The 15,757-nt window shown below is 44.6% G+C and carries 16 protein-coding genes; 13 read left to right on the forward strand and 3 right to left on the reverse strand.

The annotated features are described in order from the left end of the window. Window positions 1–137: 137 nt before the first annotated feature. The 5 genes from ACWNM1_RS19420 to ACWNM1_RS19440 all read left to right on the forward strand — a co-directional run bounded on the left by ACWNM1_RS19420 (window position 138) and on the right by ACWNM1_RS19440 (window position 5,204). Window positions 138–2,132 (forward strand): sensor domain-containing diguanylate cyclase, encoded by a 1,995-nt coding sequence (locus ACWNM1_RS19420; RefSeq protein WP_449602274.1) that lies wholly within the window; start codon window positions 138–140, stop codon window positions 2,130–2,132. A gap of 214 nt (window positions 2,133–2,346) precedes the next feature. Then, window positions 2,347–3,132: a hypothetical protein gene (locus tag ACWNM1_RS19425; protein ID WP_449602275.1), complete on the forward strand. Its 786-nt coding sequence runs from the start codon at window positions 2,347–2,349 to the stop codon at window positions 3,130–3,132. 95 nt (window positions 3,133–3,227) lie between these two features. Then, complete coding sequence (locus ACWNM1_RS19430) at window positions 3,228–4,343, forward strand: aminopeptidase (RefSeq protein ID WP_076282932.1); 1,116 nt, start codon at window positions 3,228–3,230, stop codon at window positions 4,341–4,343. A 106-nt stretch (window positions 4,344–4,449) separates the two neighbouring features. Further along, window positions 4,450–4,695 (forward strand): HPr family phosphocarrier protein, encoded by a 246-nt coding sequence (locus tag ACWNM1_RS19435; RefSeq protein WP_042126831.1) that lies wholly within the window; start codon window positions 4,450–4,452, stop codon window positions 4,693–4,695. A 212-nt stretch (window positions 4,696–4,907) separates the two neighbouring features. After that, window positions 4,908–5,204: a YlaN family protein gene (locus ACWNM1_RS19440; RefSeq protein WP_042126833.1), complete on the forward strand. Its 297-nt coding sequence runs from the start codon at window positions 4,908–4,910 to the stop codon at window positions 5,202–5,204. An 87-nt stretch (window positions 5,205–5,291) separates the two neighbouring features. Here ACWNM1_RS19440 and cax read toward each other — a convergent pair whose 3' ends face one another. After that, window positions 5,292–6,362, reverse strand: coding sequence for a calcium/proton exchanger (gene cax, locus ACWNM1_RS19445; RefSeq protein WP_042187348.1), 1,071 nt, complete (start codon window positions 6,360–6,362; stop codon window positions 5,292–5,294). A gap of 154 nt (window positions 6,363–6,516) precedes the next feature. On the opposite strand from cax, the gene ACWNM1_RS19450 reads away from it, so the two are divergent. Next, complete coding sequence (locus tag ACWNM1_RS19450) at window positions 6,517–6,882, forward strand: Asp23/Gls24 family envelope stress response protein (protein ID WP_042126837.1); 366 nt, start codon at window positions 6,517–6,519, stop codon at window positions 6,880–6,882. Between the two features lie 90 nt (window positions 6,883–6,972). On the opposite strand, the gene ftsW is transcribed toward ACWNM1_RS19450, so the two are convergent. Together ftsW and ACWNM1_RS19460 are read right to left on the reverse strand one after the other, a co-directional pair. Then, window positions 6,973–8,217 carry a putative lipid II flippase FtsW gene (ftsW, locus tag ACWNM1_RS19455; RefSeq protein ID WP_449602276.1) on the reverse strand — a complete coding sequence of 415 codons (1,245 nt, stop codon included), beginning with the start codon at window positions 8,215–8,217 and terminating at the stop codon, window positions 6,973–6,975. Then, the gene (locus ACWNM1_RS19460; protein WP_042187352.1) at window positions 8,214–8,561 is read right to left on the reverse strand and encodes a YugN family protein; all 348 of its coding nucleotides are present in this window, start codon (window positions 8,559–8,561) and stop codon (window positions 8,214–8,216) included. Before ACWNM1_RS19460 ends, ftsW begins: the two co-directional genes overlap by 4 nt. Window positions 8,562–8,758: 197 nt before the next feature. On the opposite strand from ACWNM1_RS19460, the gene ACWNM1_RS19465 reads away from it, so the two are divergent. The 7 genes from ACWNM1_RS19465 (at window position 8,759) to ACWNM1_RS19495 (ending at window position 15,693) form a co-directional block, all read left to right on the forward strand. Next, window positions 8,759–9,982, forward strand: coding sequence for a M20 family metallopeptidase (locus ACWNM1_RS19465; protein WP_449602277.1), 1,224 nt, complete (start codon window positions 8,759–8,761; stop codon window positions 9,980–9,982). 62 nt (window positions 9,983–10,044) lie between these two features. Then, the gene (locus ACWNM1_RS19470; RefSeq protein ID WP_449602278.1) at window positions 10,045–10,476 is read left to right on the forward strand and encodes a CBS domain-containing protein; all 432 of its coding nucleotides are present in this window, start codon (window positions 10,045–10,047) and stop codon (window positions 10,474–10,476) included. 217 nt (window positions 10,477–10,693) lie between these two features. After that, entirely contained in the window at window positions 10,694–12,406 is a 1,713-nt protein-coding gene (locus ACWNM1_RS19475; RefSeq protein WP_449602279.1) for a DNA repair helicase XPB, read from the forward strand. Beyond that, on the forward strand, window positions 12,403–14,334 hold the full coding sequence (locus ACWNM1_RS19480) for a helicase-associated domain-containing protein (RefSeq protein WP_449602280.1): 1,932 nt from the start codon (window positions 12,403–12,405) through the stop codon (window positions 14,332–14,334). Before ACWNM1_RS19475 ends, ACWNM1_RS19480 begins: the two co-directional genes overlap by 4 nt. 15 nt (window positions 14,335–14,349) lie before the next feature. Further along, the gene (locus tag ACWNM1_RS19485) at window positions 14,350–14,787 is read left to right on the forward strand and encodes a YlbF family regulator (protein WP_076282926.1); all 438 of its coding nucleotides are present in this window, start codon (window positions 14,350–14,352) and stop codon (window positions 14,785–14,787) included. A 40-nt stretch (window positions 14,788–14,827) separates the two neighbouring features. Beyond that, complete coding sequence (locus tag ACWNM1_RS19490; RefSeq protein ID WP_042126853.1) at window positions 14,828–15,091, forward strand: YlbG family protein; 264 nt, start codon at window positions 14,828–14,830, stop codon at window positions 15,089–15,091. Window positions 15,092–15,255: 164 nt separating this feature from the next. Further along, the gene (locus ACWNM1_RS19495) at window positions 15,256–15,693 is read left to right on the forward strand and encodes a hypothetical protein (RefSeq protein WP_094868656.1); all 438 of its coding nucleotides are present in this window, start codon (window positions 15,256–15,258) and stop codon (window positions 15,691–15,693) included. Window positions 15,694–15,757: the final 64 nt, after the last annotated feature.

The raw sequence follows: 15,757 nt of genomic DNA on the forward strand, positions 1-15,757 counted from the left end.
TTCTTTGGTCCTAAAAAAAAGTCCCGGAAATGATGAAAATATAATGCAATGCACAAAGAAAGGGAGTAAAATATAGTTAATTAGTTGTTACTAGGGAAGATAGTTTTCTTAATCAAGATGCAAAGGGGATCTTCGTTATGTCAGAGCAGAAAGCATACGTCCATAAAGACAGCCGTATGCTGTTACAGGACAACGTACACGCTAGTAGAGATTCCGAAGATCCCACCGCCTGGCTTAGGGAAACGGAAATAGTAACGCATGACTTCCCTTATCTAGCAAATTTAATTGCAGACAGTTTCAAAGAATGGTTTGGTGGGCTCGATGTCCTTCCATTCTCCAGATCATGGGAATGGTGTGTGCTGAATTTTGAAGGTAAATATTTAAACAATAGTATGGATCAACAAGAACTATGGAGGCAGCAGTGGGAACAGGCGGCGGCTTCTAGCTTAATTTCAGAAACAATCTCTGCCGTTCCGCTAACCGTAGAAGGTAAGGATCTGAGCTTTTTTACCATACCGCTATTCACTCGCGTCGGCAATGAAATTTTTGCATTTTTGGGCTGTTCTATGCCTACGCAACAATATGAAATGGGTGGTCGAGATACTGCAGAAGCTATGTCGCTGCATTACCGCACCTGTTTTTATCATAAGTTTGAACATATATTTGTAGCTGATCTTGCAAGTACCCATATTCATGCAGAACGTGAAAGCAATCGTCGTTCATTGTTATTTCAGATTGTTCAGCGGATGCATGACAATATTGATGTAGATGCTGTACTTTCGGAAGTCATTGATAGCATCTCTGCGATGTATCCTGGAGCCAGACTCGATCTGTATATGTCACAAGATCATCGCAGCACTCATCCGCAGGTCAAACCGTTACCTTTTCACATGTCCAGTGATGATGTCTGTGCCAGGGCGTTCAAGGATGGACGTGTTGCGCTGCACACTAGTGATGAAAATCACCGAAATGTAGAAATAGGGCTTCCGTTAGGTGGTAAGCAGGGGGTTTATGGGGTATTCCATATGGTGATGGATAATCCAATCTTCCCTGACGTTGATTTACGGTTTCTCACAATGGTAGCCGATACGGCAGGGACTGCTTTTGAGAATGCCAAGCTTTATGTGCGCTCCAATCAGCTAATCCGTGAGCTTCGCATGAGTAATGAGCTTACCCAGCGTTTGAATCAGAGCTTACGTTTAGGCGATATTTTTCAATTTGCGTTTGAAGAGTTACTTGAAATGTTTGGTGCAGATTACTGCTGTATCTTACATATGAATGAGGAAAAGGGTGGCCTAGAAGTTATTGCCTGCAACCATCCCTCATTGCAGAATGAAGTATTAGAAGTAGGGGCAGGTTTAGGTGGAAAGGTGTATTCCACAGGTGAATCACTGATCATGTCTGACTACATAGATAATCCTAAGACAACATCCCGACTAATGAATGCTACCGGTTCGCAGTCGTTGATTGCCACACCTCTTAGTGTGGGTGGAGAAGTGCGAGGTGCGATTATGCTGGCACATCGGGATGCTCATTATTTTTCCTATGACAACTACAGGCTATTGCAGGCGATGGCGGGACATATTGGTCTAGCAGTAGGTAACGCCAGGCTACATGCTGAAGTTAGACGTCTTGCGAATAGAGATAGTCTAACAGGTCTTTATGCTCGTCATTATTTGGACGAAGAGATAAAAGAAAGACAGTCTACGGACTTCTGCGGTTGTTTAATTGTTGTGGATATTGATCAGTTCAAAATCGTGAATGATACCTATGGTCATCAAAAAGGTGATAAAATTCTAAAAGAGGTTAGTGAAATTGTGAAATCTTCCATCCGACAAGGCGACATTGCTGCGAGGTGGGGTGGGGAGGAGCTCTCCGTTTATTTACCGTTAATGGGAATGCAGCAGGCGGGTTATGTAGCTGAGCGTATACGCAAACGCGTTATGGAAGAAACTGAACCTAGTGTAACGGTATCCTGCGGAATAGCGGAATGGAGCTGGATGGACGATCGAGTAAGTGTTGAGTCATTATTTTATCGAGCGGATATGGCGCTGTATAAAGCTAAGAATAACGGCCGGAACCAAGTTGTTTTTGATACGAAAGAAAATGATAGCAATATTAAGAACCCGTGAGGTAAGCCTCATGGGTTCTTTTTTTATATGCACAGTTATTCTGGCTCTAATTGCGGTATAAGGCTTGCAGGAAGGGAGAACCCTATACGTGGGTTGTACTTAAGTAAAATACTCCGAGAAAGGCCTGAGGTCCGTGAGAAAGCTATTATTACTTAAGGGAGGAGTCCCTCTAGTTCTGACACTGTATTGCCTGTTCTGTAGCGGATGTAGCGTCATGAGAGACAAACCTGCGAAGGAAGATTTAAGTTTGGCGTTGGCAGGGATGGCTGGAAGTGATGAGGTTGTTTTTGAAGGGGCAAATATGCTGAAACGAGGGGGAACAACGGTCCCTGAATCTTTATTGTTCTACGGAGGCACAGTGGAGGATCATAAAAAGGTCAAGCTGTACACGCTTCTTCCAGATAAATCCATGACCCAAAAAAAAGCAGCTGATGGCGTTAAGGACTTAAAGAGTAGCGCATATGCTCTGAAACCTTATTACAGTCAGTTAGAGAAAAAAGAGGGAAGATGGGAACTTCAGACTACTGAAAATTCCTCGGAGGAGGGGAATCCATTACCTGCGCTTAATCCGTTAAAGCAACTCGAGGAGCTTGAGTCCATGGAGAAGAGTGTAACCGAAGAGGCTGGAGCTGGCAGAGGGACAAGTGTGCTGCGAATCGAATTGACGCCTTCAGAGGCTAGGAAGCAGCTGGTTGCTGAATTGGAGAAAGAAATGCAGAACCTTCGTCCCAAAGTCCCCGAATCCGCTGAGAACAACGCAGAGGCTGATCAGGCAGTGACGAAAGCTTTGGAGAAGCTGTGGCAGAAGAAAAATAATGAGCTACACCAAAAGCTGAAACAGGCTAATGTAGAAACGGTCTACCACCTAACGGTTGATAAGAAGCATAATCTTCCCAGAAGGCTTACCTTGAATCGAAAAGTAAGCTATTCCGGTGAAATGATGAATAAATCTGAAAATGAAACTTATGTATCTAAGGTGGATTTCACAGGTTACCGTTAATCTTAACATGGTTATGCAGGTCTTGCGCTCCATAAAGGGCGTGCTACAATAGAACAGCATGCTTATTTTTCAGACAGAGGAAGGAAGAGTACACAATGAAAGATCCCAGAATTCAAAAGCTGGCGGCAAATCTTGTAGGTTATTCCGTAGATGTTCAGCCAGGCGAGAACGTGCTTGTAGAAATGATTGGCAATGAAAGAGATTTAATCAAAGCTGTTGTTGAGGAAATCGGTAAAGCTGGCGGTCATGCTTTTGTTCAGTTGACAGATCGTACAGTCCTACGCAGCATGCTTAAATATGCAACACGTGAGAGTCTTCAGACATGGGCTGAAATTGACTTGAACCGGATGAAGCAAATGGATTGCTATATCGGCATCCGTGCAGGTGAGAATGTAAATGACCTGTCCGACGTTCCAGAAGAAAATATGAAATTGTATAATTCTTTGTATTCCCATCCAGTGCATAGTGAACAACGCGTGAAGCATACGAAGTGGGTAGTATTACGTTATCCCAATGCGAGTATGGCTCAGCTTGCAAATATTAGTACAGAAGCATTTGAGGACTTTTATTTCGAAGTGTGTAATTTGGATTACGCCAAAATGGACAAGGCTCAGGATGCATTGGCTGATCTCATGCGCAGAACAGATAAGGTACATATTTCAGGTCCTGGAACGGATCTTAAGTTCTCCATCAAAGGAATCGGTGCAGAGAAATGCTCTGGACAAAAGAACATTCCGGATGGCGAGGTTTACAGCGCTCCTGTTCGTGATTCTGTAAATGGAACGATCAGCTATAATGCACCATCCGTTTATAACGGAGTGACTTTTGAAAATATCAAATTCAAATTTGAGAATGGTAAAATTGTTGAAGCAACAAGCAATGACTCCGCTCGCTTGAATGAAATCCTGAATTCAGATGACGGCGCACGTCATATTGGTGAATTTGCCATAGGCTTTAACCCTTACATTTTGCACCCAATGAATGACATTCTGTTCGATGAGAAAATTGCAGGCAGCCTGCACTTTACACCAGGACAAGCATATGATGTTACAGATAACGGAAACCGGTCTTCCATTCACTGGGATCTTGTATTAATCCAACGTCCAGACTATGGCGGCGGGGAGATTTATTTTGACGATGTATTAATCCGTAAGGATGGAATCTTCGTGTTACCAGAACTGGAAGGTCTGAATCCTGAAAACTTGAAATAAGCTGTAAAAGTAAGAAAACACCTTGCACAAGTAAGCGGATTCAAGGTATCATAAGAAATGGTTACAAATGACTTATGTTTCATAATCAAGTTGCGGAGGGATTTCTATGTCCAGTAACAATGCGGCAATCGTTGATATTGCTCAAACGGCAGGTCAGTTCAACTCTTCAATCGTTCTTCAAGCGGACAACAAGTACATTGATGTTAAGAGTATCCTTGGTTTGTTCACGACTTTGGTATCAAGCCAAAGCTACGAGCTTCATGTTCACGGAACAGATGCAGAAGAAGCTAAGAAGGCAATGAGTGAAGTTTTTGCTAAACACGGTTTGAACTTTACAGTTGTAGCTGAGTAATAGTTGTATGTAAAGACGTCCTACCGATTTACGGTGGGGCGTTTTTTCTAGAAAAAGATGAGGAATTAATGCCATCCCTTATAAACAGCTTAGCTGCTTCTTTCAAATAAATGGTTAGTATAAACAGAATTGTTGTATTGATATCCGATTTCGACTAATATTAAGTAAAATAGTAAAAGCAGCTTAACTTTTGGACATGGGGGGGAAGAGGCATGACTTCGTCGGAATTACAGGAACAGTTTAATCTTAAAGCGATCAATCTTCTACAAGAAGATGCCGATAAAATTCAGCAACTTATTGAAGTGCAGATGGAAAATCTGGCAACACGCTACTGCCCTCTCTATGAGGAAGTGCTCGATACCCAAATGTACGGTTTCTCAAGAGAGGTCGATTTCGCGGTTAGAGCAGGTTTGGTGCCAGAGATTACCGGTAAAATGGTGCTGAGTAAGCTGGAGCGGAATTTAGCAGTACTCTATGAGGCATTGAATAACAAAGCAAAAGAAGAATAAGTTTTGATTTATAGTATTCATAGAAACGCACATGAGGACAGATCGTCACTCATGTGCGTTTTTTTTGAGAATTATATATGGAAGTATTTATACTAGATAAAAGGAGACTCCGAGAATTAGATAAACCGTTAATAGCAAGAGACCCTCATACCAGTTGGTCGAACCATCCTGAGTGATTGATTTGGCAATAAAGACGGCGACACCAATGGCGACAATTTCGATCGTTGTAAACACAATGTCCATAGTATCACCCATGAAATAACTGGCGAAGATAAGTACAGGCGCTACAAATAGTGCAATTTGAAGACTGCTCCCGACAGCTATTTCTACTGCCGCACCGATTTTGTTCTTCATGGCTAGCATAATGGCTGCACTATGTTCTGCGGCATTACCGATGATTGCCACGAGGAAGGCGCCTACAAACAGTTCACTAAATCCAAAGCGCTCAGTTAGTGTCTCTAGCGTCCCTACCAGCCACTCACTCACAAAGGCTACCATCACGGTAGCAAGAAGTAGATAAAGGATGGATCTGTTTCTGGACCACTTAGGCGCATGCTCATGAGCCATTTCTTCCTTCCCGGCTTCTGTAACGTCCTCTAGATGTTTCTTGTGCGTAATCATGGAGAAGACCAGCCAGGCCATGTACGAAGCGATGAGCAGCCCGGCAACGATTAAACTCAGCACGTCTGTATCTTTTTCAGTTATGGAATGGGTATTGAAGAACATAGCCGGTACAAATAAAGCGATCACCGCTACGATCATAAGGGAGCCGTTCATACCGGCAAGGGTTACGTTAAAGTTCTGTACTTTGAACTTCATTCCGCCAGCGAAAATACTTAAACCTAGGACAAGCAGCAGATTGCCGATAATGGAACCGGTAAGACTGGCTTTCACCATGTCGAACAGTCCTTCCTTCACTAGGAAAAAGGCAATGATTAGCTCTGCGGCATTACCGAAGGTAGCGTTTAAGAAACCGCCTAACCGCTGTCCAGCATAATGTGCTACACTTTCAGTGGCGCGGCCCAGAAAGCCAGCCACAAACACAACGGCTACTGCAGAGAGAACGAACTGAAGCGTGTGGTCCCAATCTGCATAATGTCCTATGGCACTAAGGATAAAGGTGATTGCCAGCAAAGCTGGTGAAATCCATTTTTTCAATGTAAAGTACACTCCAATCTATGTATTCAGGATCAATTCATAATCAATATACCCAAATTATTCCTAAGTGTAAACGAGAAAGCGAGAAACTGATTTGCTTTTTAGCCTGTTTAGGAATTACAATAATTGATAATGAGTTAAGGGGGGATATGGCATGGCAGAACAACTTCAATTGGAAATGGGAAATATACGAATTTCAAATGACGTCGTCTCGAAAATTGCCGGATTGGCTGCCTTGGAGACTCCAGGTATTGCAGCCATGTCAGGTGGCCTATCAGAGGGCTGGGCAAAGCGTCTTAGTGGCAAGAACGTCCAAAAGGGCGTTACCGTTGAAGTGGGACAGCTAGAAGCAGCAGTAGACCTGCGTATTATAGTTCTCTATGAAACTCCGATACATGAAGTGTGCCGGATGCTTCAACAGAACGTACGCGAAGCTGTGGAGAGCATGACTGGACTTCATATTGTTGAAGTGAATGTCAAAGTTGAAGGCGTAGCCTTTAAGAACGATGAAATTGCTTAATGCAAAAGAGCTTGTACACAAAAAAGCAGTCCAAGATATTTAACTTGGACTGCTTTTTTATATATTCCATTACATCCGGATTTATGAATCTTACCGGGAACGAACTTGTCTAACCGTAGTTACAGATTTCGTGACTTCCTCTTTGGCTGGAAGATTAGTTTCTCTTGAAATGCTCAGCATAATTCCCATGGACAGCATACTCACAAGAAGTGAAGAACCGCCGTAGCTGATAAATGGCAAGGTTACACCAGTAAGCGGAATCGTCTTCGTTACACCACCAATATTGACAAAGGCTTGAATAGCAATAAGCCCCATAATACCTATGCCAACGAGTGTGCCAAAGGGATCCTTACACCTTAATGCGATTAAAATACCTCGCCAGATAAAATACAGGTATAACATCAGAAATAACGCCGTTCCTACAAAGCCGAATTCTTCACCAATGACGGGGAAAATAAAGTCCGTATACGGGTATTTAAGATAATCCAGCTTTTGAATGCTTTTGCCAAAGCCAGAGCCACTGACTCCACCTTGTCCGAGAGCGGTCAAAGACTGAATAATATTATACCCTTCTCCTTCAGGATCCTGATAGGGATCTATGAAAGCTTGAATTCGACCTTTTTTATAGTCTTGATTGGCGACTACTTTTTCGGATGCAGGGGCAAGGGAATCAATCGCCGCTTTAGCCCCCATAACTATTCCTACACCTAGCACCAAGAGGGCGATAGAACCCAAGATATGCTTCATGCTGGCACCGCCTGCATAAATAACGAGTCCGCTGGTAGCCACGAGAATAAGGCAAGAGCCCAAATCTGGCTGCATCATAATAAGCCCAGCAACTATACCTACGATGACCATTACAGGGATATATCCAGTACGGAAATCTCTAAACCTTTCACCTTTTTTGGTAATCAGTGCGGAGAGATACAGGATAATCGATATTTTGGCCAGCTCAGTAGGTTGGATACCTAGCTTCCCGATACTTAACCAGCTTTTGGCGCCATTGATTCTTTCGGAGAAGGCTACAAATAGCAGGAGGATCACGGTGATGATAAAGATAGGCACATACCACTTCTTGAATTTACTGTAGTGAATGTTCATGGCTGTAAACATAACAACGATTCCAAGTACGATCCAGATCATTTGGCGTTTCATGAAATATAGAGGGTCATTACTGAACTTCGAGCTTGCTAAAGTCAAACTGGAGCTAGCACTGAAGACCATGACTAGACCGAAACCCACAAGTAGTAGTGTTAAGATAAGTAGTTGGAAATCGGGTGTTCCTCTTTTGGGCAGGCTGACATTTTGTTTCGTCTTTCCCTTTTTGTTACTCAAGCCTCCAACAGCTGCTTTAATTCGAGAATCCGAGTAGCAGCAGTGTCCAATACTGGTTTAGGCACCGGGGAGTCATACTCCAGCCCATGGGGGAATGTTGCTTTCCCTAAATATACGGCTTCAATTGCAAGTACGGCATCAGCTTTCTCCAGCTTACCCTCGACAGCGCGAGTGTTGATGCGTAGAAAGTATTCGCCACCATCCTGTGGGTCTTCAATTTTGCAGTCGTAAGTGGCACGATAGTATTCCCATTGCCAGCGAATGAAGCCAGCCTTTGTCGCACTCTCGTCCAGATAGAGAAGATCACTCTTCAATCCTACGAGGCCCGTGTTCTCAAAAATCATAGCACGCATATCCCCCTTATGAAGTATAATGATGAATTTATGATCCGTTTGCTGATGTTCTACCTCATGATAGTATGTTTCTAAACGTTGTGCAAGAGTGGACACCTCCTAACGATACCCAGTTTTTTGCGTTTCTGCTACAATGAAAGAATTATAGCCGTGTGCGGCTGGAATAGAGTGAGCAGGACTGCTGTCGCATGCTGTTGATGCGGGTTTATGAAGAAGGGGATGGAGAACGAATGAAGAGCTTAGCGGTTGATTCTCTCATGCCGGAGATCGTGGAATGGAGACGCCATTTACACCGTCATCCGGAGTTGTCTTTTCATGAAAAGGAAACGTCAGCATTTATAGCAGACAAGTTAGCAGAATTCGGCATTGAAGTTAGGAGAAGCACGTCTGGATATGGTGTAACAGGTGTATTGCGAGGACATCGGCCGGGGAAAACGGTAGTCCTTCGCGCGGATATGGATGCACTACCTATTATTGAGGAGAATAAGAATGACTATGTTTCGCAAAATGAAGGGGTTATGCATGCCTGTGGGCATGATGGACACACTTCAATACTGCTGGGTGTAGCCTCTTACTATAGCAGCCGCCTTGAAGAGTTAGAAGGGGAACTGCGTTTTCTTTTTCAGCCAGCGGAGGAGGTATGCCCGGGTGGTGCACAGGGGATGATTGCCGAAGGCATGCTGGAAGGTGCAGATGCGGTGTATGGTTTGCATTTGTGGACTCCGCTTCCAATGGGTACCGTGGGCAGTGCACCAGGACCTCTTATGGCATCTGCTGATGAATTTTTCATTGATATCATCGGCAGGGGCGGACATGGCGGTATGCCGAATCGCACGATAGACAGTATTGTGGCCGGGGCGGCGCTTGTGACTCAGCTTCAGAGCATCGTAAGCCGCTCTGTGAACCCGCTGGAGCCCGCTGTGCTTAGTGTAGGAACCATTCAAGGGGGATTCGCCCAGAACGTCATTGCTGAGCATTGTCGCATTACAGGAACCGTACGGGCGTTCGACGAGGAGACCCGTTATCTGATCCGCAGCAGAATCGAAGAAATGACAGTTTCAATAGCTGGCGCATACGGTGCAGAAGCTAAGATAGATTATGTTATGGGATATCCGCCACTCGTAAATCACGAGGGGGAATACCAGCGTTTTTCCGAGGTGGCACCAGGAGCACTAGGAGAAGCTGTTCAAGTAATTCGGATGGAAAAGCTGATGCCAGCAGAGGATTTTGCCTACTATGTAAAAGAAATTCCTGGCTGCTTTATGTTCGTAGGGGCTGGGAATCCAGATAAAGATGCAGCATACCCGCATCATCATAGCAAATTTGATTTTGACGAGGATGCTATGTTGCATGGGATGAAATTATTGATCGCTATGGCGAATTCCTGTTTGCAAGAGAAGACAATCGTATAATTTCGTTTCATAGAGGAGAACCTATTCCATAACATGGAGATTACGTTTAGGAGGGTTCGTTCTTGAAGACAGTGAAAGAGGTTATGACGAGGGAGCCTGTAACAGTCACACTACTGGATAATGTGTATGAAGTCGCTGTTAAAATGAGAGATCATGACACTGGATTTATACCAGTCATTGATAATGAAGACGATAAGACATTACTTGGTGTAATTACAGATCGTGATCTAGTGATTAGAGGTTACGCGGCTAAACACCCTGGATCAACTGCTGTGGAAAAGGTAATGAGTAGAGAAATTCAGACCGTCTCAGAGAATACATCTGTAGATGAGGCTGCAGAACTGATGTCGAGCTGGCAAATTCGCAGATTGGCTGTGACTAGTGGCCAGAAGCTGATTGGTGTAGTGTCCATCGGTGACTTGGCTGTGCGCAACATTTTTGCGGACGAGGCTGGCGAAGCGCTTCATGATATTTCGCAGCAGCATTTACATTAAATAGTTTGATAGGGAAGCTCATGACCGTTATGCGGGGATGAGCTTTTTCCTGTTCAAATATAAGAAAATATAGATTTCACACTATACATTTTCCTTATGTTTCTCGCATAAACGCTTACCGCTCTTTTGGGACGCCGAAGGCGTTTTTGCTTGTATGAATGTAAGCAGATTACATAGCGCAAGCTTGAATAAAATTAATGATTGGGGAGGGAACGTTTTGAATGAAACAGGGGCTTGCATTGTGCGAAGGGATCGGACGATTCTACTGGAATGTGCACATCCTGGTTTTGAGAAGGCAAGGAAAGAACTGGGAACCTTTGCAGAGCTCGTAAAGAGTCCTCCGGCTTATCACACTTATAGAATCACTCCATTATCATTATGGAATGCTGCAGCGCTTAATTATACAGCTGAATCGATTATTTCAAGTCTGCATCAACTCGTGCGCTGGGGTGTTCCTGCCGGGCTGGAGGATGAGATCGCAACTCTTCTCTCTAGGTATGGGAAGCTTACCCTTCACGGGAAGGAGACTTCGAATGAGATCATTACGCTTAGGGCTGAGACAGCTGAGATTCTGAATGGACTAGTTAATGAATCAGGTCTAAAGGAGTTAGGTTTGCAGAGAATAAATCCACTAGAAAGCTCATGCCGTGCGGAGAACAGAGGGCTTTTAAAGCAAGAACTGATGAGACTAGGCTACCCTGTACTGGATTATGCTGGTTATCATGTCGGGCAAGCTCTAAGTTTGACCTGGAAGGAGTCTCACAATCACGCAAAGGATGGAGCGAAAGGTGAAGCTTTTGGACTGCGTGAATATCAGCAGGAGGCTGTCCAGATGTTTCAAGGCATAGAAGGGCAGGGAGGCAGCGGGGTGGTTGTGTTGCCTTGTGGAGCGGGTAAGACGGTAGTGGGATTGGCCGTTCTTGAAAGTCTACAATGCGAAACACTGATCTTAACTTCAAATACAACTTCGGTAAGACAATGGGTAGATGAGCTGCTTGAGCGAACCGATTTGGCTGATGAGTCTATTGGCGAATACTCTGGTGAAAAAAGAGAAGTGCGGCCTGTTACTATAGCTACCTATCAGATATTAACGCACCGTCAATCCAAAGGCGGTCCTTTTCTCCATATGAAGCTGTTCAATGAACGCAACTGGGGTTTGATTATTTATGATGAGGTCCATCTGCTTCCAGCTCCAGTATTCCGGGCTACAGCAGATATTCAGGCAACTAGAAGACTAGGTCTCACTGCAACTCTGGTTAGAGAAGACGGGAAGGAAGGGGACGTATTCTCATTGATCGGGCCTAAGCGTTACGACATGCCTTGGAAGGAGCTGGAGCAGCAGGGGTGGATTGCAGAGGTAGAATGTGTCGAGATGATCGTACCGATGAGCTCTGAGCTGAGACAGAAGTATTTGTATGCTGAAGCGAAAGAAAAATTTCGTATGGCCTCATGCAATCCTGCAAAAGCTGAGGTGATAGCCGGGCTTCTAAAAGCCCATCAGGGATCATCGGTTCTGGTTATTGGACAGTATCTCGACCAATTAATTGAACTGGCGGATAAGATCGGTGCACCTCTGATTACGGGTAAAACGAAGCAGCGAGAAAGAGATGAGTTGTATGCAGCTTTTAAAGAGGGAATAATACAGGTGCTTGTTGTCTCTAAAGTAGCGAATTTTGCGGTGAATTTGCCAGATGCGTCGATTGCTATTGAGGTTTCAGGAGCTTTTGGATCCAGGCAGGAGGAAGCCCAGCGCTTGGGTCGAATCTTGCGTCCGAAGGCGGGTGAGAACAAAGCGTACTTCTATACGCTGGTATCTGAAGATAGCCGGGAGCAGGAATTCGCAATGCGCCGCCGGATGTTTTTAACAGAACAGGGGTATGAATATGTCGTTAAAATGGTGCCGAACGGAAAGGAGCGAACGATCCATTGAACCAGCTATCAGCGGATGCTTTAGAGGTCTTAAAACGATTATGTGCTGCTTACGCGGCCCAACCCTTTGAAGAGGGGAAAGAAGAGCGGTGGCGTCCTACGACGCTCTGCCGGGCGGAGCAAAAGCTTGCAATGAATGAACTTCGGCGCGCGGGTTTGTTAACTGCGAGGTATAAAATATTGGGGGAGAAGCTGTATCAGATTCCTGTTGAACAATTATTAGTGCTAGAACAAGAATTCTTCCCATACCAACCTAAGTTTATTGAGGGTTATTCAGTGAATCTATCCATGGAGGCGGGTGCTGGACTGGCAGTAGATCTGTTTCGGGCCTTGCTGTTCATGGCTCGTGAAGGCTTGCCTTTGACCGCTAAGGGAATTATTCATAAAAAGAATTTAAATCGTTTAGCGGCTCAGCTTTCTTTTCAGGAAAAGCATTTAGCGGGGCTCTCTATGGGCACTCCTTCGAATGAAATGGATGCTCTGTCAGCCGCTCTTGTAGTAGATATCATGTTGTGTCTTGGGCTTATTACCAGACTGAAAACAGGCTATAGACTGGACAAGGATATGCTGGGAAGTTGGTTGCAACTTCCTGAGACAAGAATGACTGACATCCTGTATGGGATTGTTATTCATCGTTTTGGAAGCATTGGGCCTGCCGATCAGCATTTTCGCTATTTAATATCCAGCAATGCTTTTGTATCAGAGAAATGGACAGCGTTGCCTGAGCTTCTGGACTGGATGGCAGATATGAATTTAACCGGAACAGTTACCCGGAAAGAGCTGGAACAATCAAGCTTAAACTGGCTTCGTTGTCTAACAGGCTTTGGATGGTGTGAACTGGGGAGCACGCCTGAGGGTATCCAGTGTTTTCGCTGGACTGCTGCAAAACCGAAGCTGATGTATAGTAGTGAGTCCTGCCCTGATTCTGTGTCAGAGCATTCGAATGACCAGTTTATTGTGCAGCCTGATTTTGAAGTCCTGATTCCACCGGATGTTCTCTATACTGTGCGCTGGGTTTTATCTGAATGCGCTGAACTTCTGCAAACAGATACGATGTGGAGCTTCCGACTGACTCGTGAGATGCTAGTACATGCATCAGAGCGAGGGATGCCTCCAGAAGAAGCGATAGCTTGGATTAAAGATCATGCACTGGGTGGTCTGCCATCTATGGTGGAGCTATCTTTAGAGCAATGGGGAAAGAGCATTGGCCGAACATCATTCTCTGAAGTGATTCTGTTGACCTGCCAGACAGAGGAGGACGGAGAGGCTATTGCAGCCCACCCGCGACTGCAAGAGAGCCTTAAACGTATCGGACCGCTTCATTTCCTTGTATCTCCGGAGTCTATGGAGCAGATACGTAAGGAGCTGTTCTTAGCAGGATTGGCCCCTTCTAGGATGATTGGAGGACGTGAGGAAGAGGTGGATGCTGAATGGACTTCATTTCATCAAGAAGCCGAAACCGAGCAAGCGTTGTATTCACTTCCAGTACTAAATGCTGAACTAAGGCTACTAGACAGAGGGAATCCCTTTTTAAACCTACCAGTTATTTCTCCTGAGCAGGAGGAGGATATCTTATTAGGCGGAGAAAATGTGCCACAGATCTGGAGCAAGGAATGGCGCCATTATCATAGCTCAACCGCTCAGAAAGTAATGGAACAAGGGCTGAAATGGGGAATTAAGGTGCGGTTTTCCTTAAAGGACCAAATGTTAGATTTCATCCCCTCCAGAATAAAAGGTAATCCTTGGAAAGTGGCAGGGCATCTGCTGTATAACGATGGTGAAACGGTTGAGGAAATAGAACTGACCCCTGAAGATTGGAAGGAAATGAAGTTAGTAATTCCCAAAAGGCGAAGAAATTCCTCTTCTGCTGAAGCGAGTGATTATGGTATGATAGAAAAGTCTACTGAATTCGGTAGAACATTAACGTAGAAAAGAGCTGAGTTCATGAGCGTAGCGGAATTAAATACGGTCGATATGGCTGAAGTGCTGACATACGCCTATGAATTAGGCGATATGATTAATCAATCCGCCGAAGTGTCGGATTACTTATACTGGAAAGGACGGGTTGATTCGAACCCAGAAATTCAGGCCATGGTCAAACAGCTTCAAGCCAAGAAGGAGTTGTTTGAAGAAACACAGCGATTCGGACATTTTCATCCGAACTATCATTCAGCGAAGGATGAGGTTTCGGCAGTAGAAGCGGAATTGGAGAAGTTTGAAGAGGTCGCTCGTTTTAAGCAGGCGGAGAAGACTCTTGATGACATTCTGCATTCCATGTCGGAAGCGATTGCTTTTTCAGTATCGGATAGCATTAAAGTACCAAGCAATGATCCTTCCCCTAAAGGTGGATGCGGTAGCGGGGGAAAATGCTCCTGCGGATAAGCTTCCCTTAGGATTTAGAGAGAGAAAGGCGGTTTAGCTTATGTTTGCGGAACGGACAGGATACATCATTTGGGTAAGTGACGTTAAAGCGGCACGTAACCTTGAGAAATACGGAACATTACACTATGTTTCTCGGAAAATGCATTATGCAGTGATGTATGTAAATGCAGAACGTGCCGAGGAAGTTATGAAGAATGTCCGCAGACTCTCCTACGTTCGTAAGATCGAAAGATCCTATCGTAACGAAATTAAGACAGAGTATACCAGTAATGGGCCGGACAAGTCCCGTAACTACGGTATGTAATTCTTGGAGATGAACAGGTGCTTAAGTAGCACCTGTTTTTTTATGCGCAGATCTCGGGTAACCGCGGTTTCTTGCGTGCTCTGGAACTTGTACAACTTTCAGCAATGAGGTAAGATGACAACATTAAGTACATACAAAGACCCTTATGGTGGAGTGTGATGATGATGCGCAACAAAGGGACGGATTGGCCCAGTTCTTACGAGCCCTTCCACATCATGCTGAACGACTACAGGGTCGCTGACATCGTTATAACAAATCATGCGAAGAGTCGTTATTTGGACCGGATCAGTAAAGGTGTAAGCAATGACGAAGAGGTCGCCGCATGGATGTGGCAGTGCCTGATGCAGAATCGGCTCAAGCCCTTTTCAGACAGTGATTTTAACGCGTATTTAATTGACGATGACTCTGTAGTAATCGCTGAGTTCACGGAATTGATAGGTGAAAAAGATATTTCAGGTCAGCCATTATATTCTATGATCATCGTTTCGTTTCTTGGGAGAATCTCTGCGACTCCACAGTTGAGAGATTTAAAAACTTACTTTTCGCTGCTGCGCAATTCCCGCCGCACTAAGCTAACGAAGAAGAAGCGTAAACGCAAATAGTGTATAAAGAAAGAACAGAAGGCATGCGGCGGTGGCTGCATGTCCTTTTTGAAAACAAGAATAT

Source organism: Paenibacillus sp. Marseille-Q9583, from assembly GCF_976954365.1.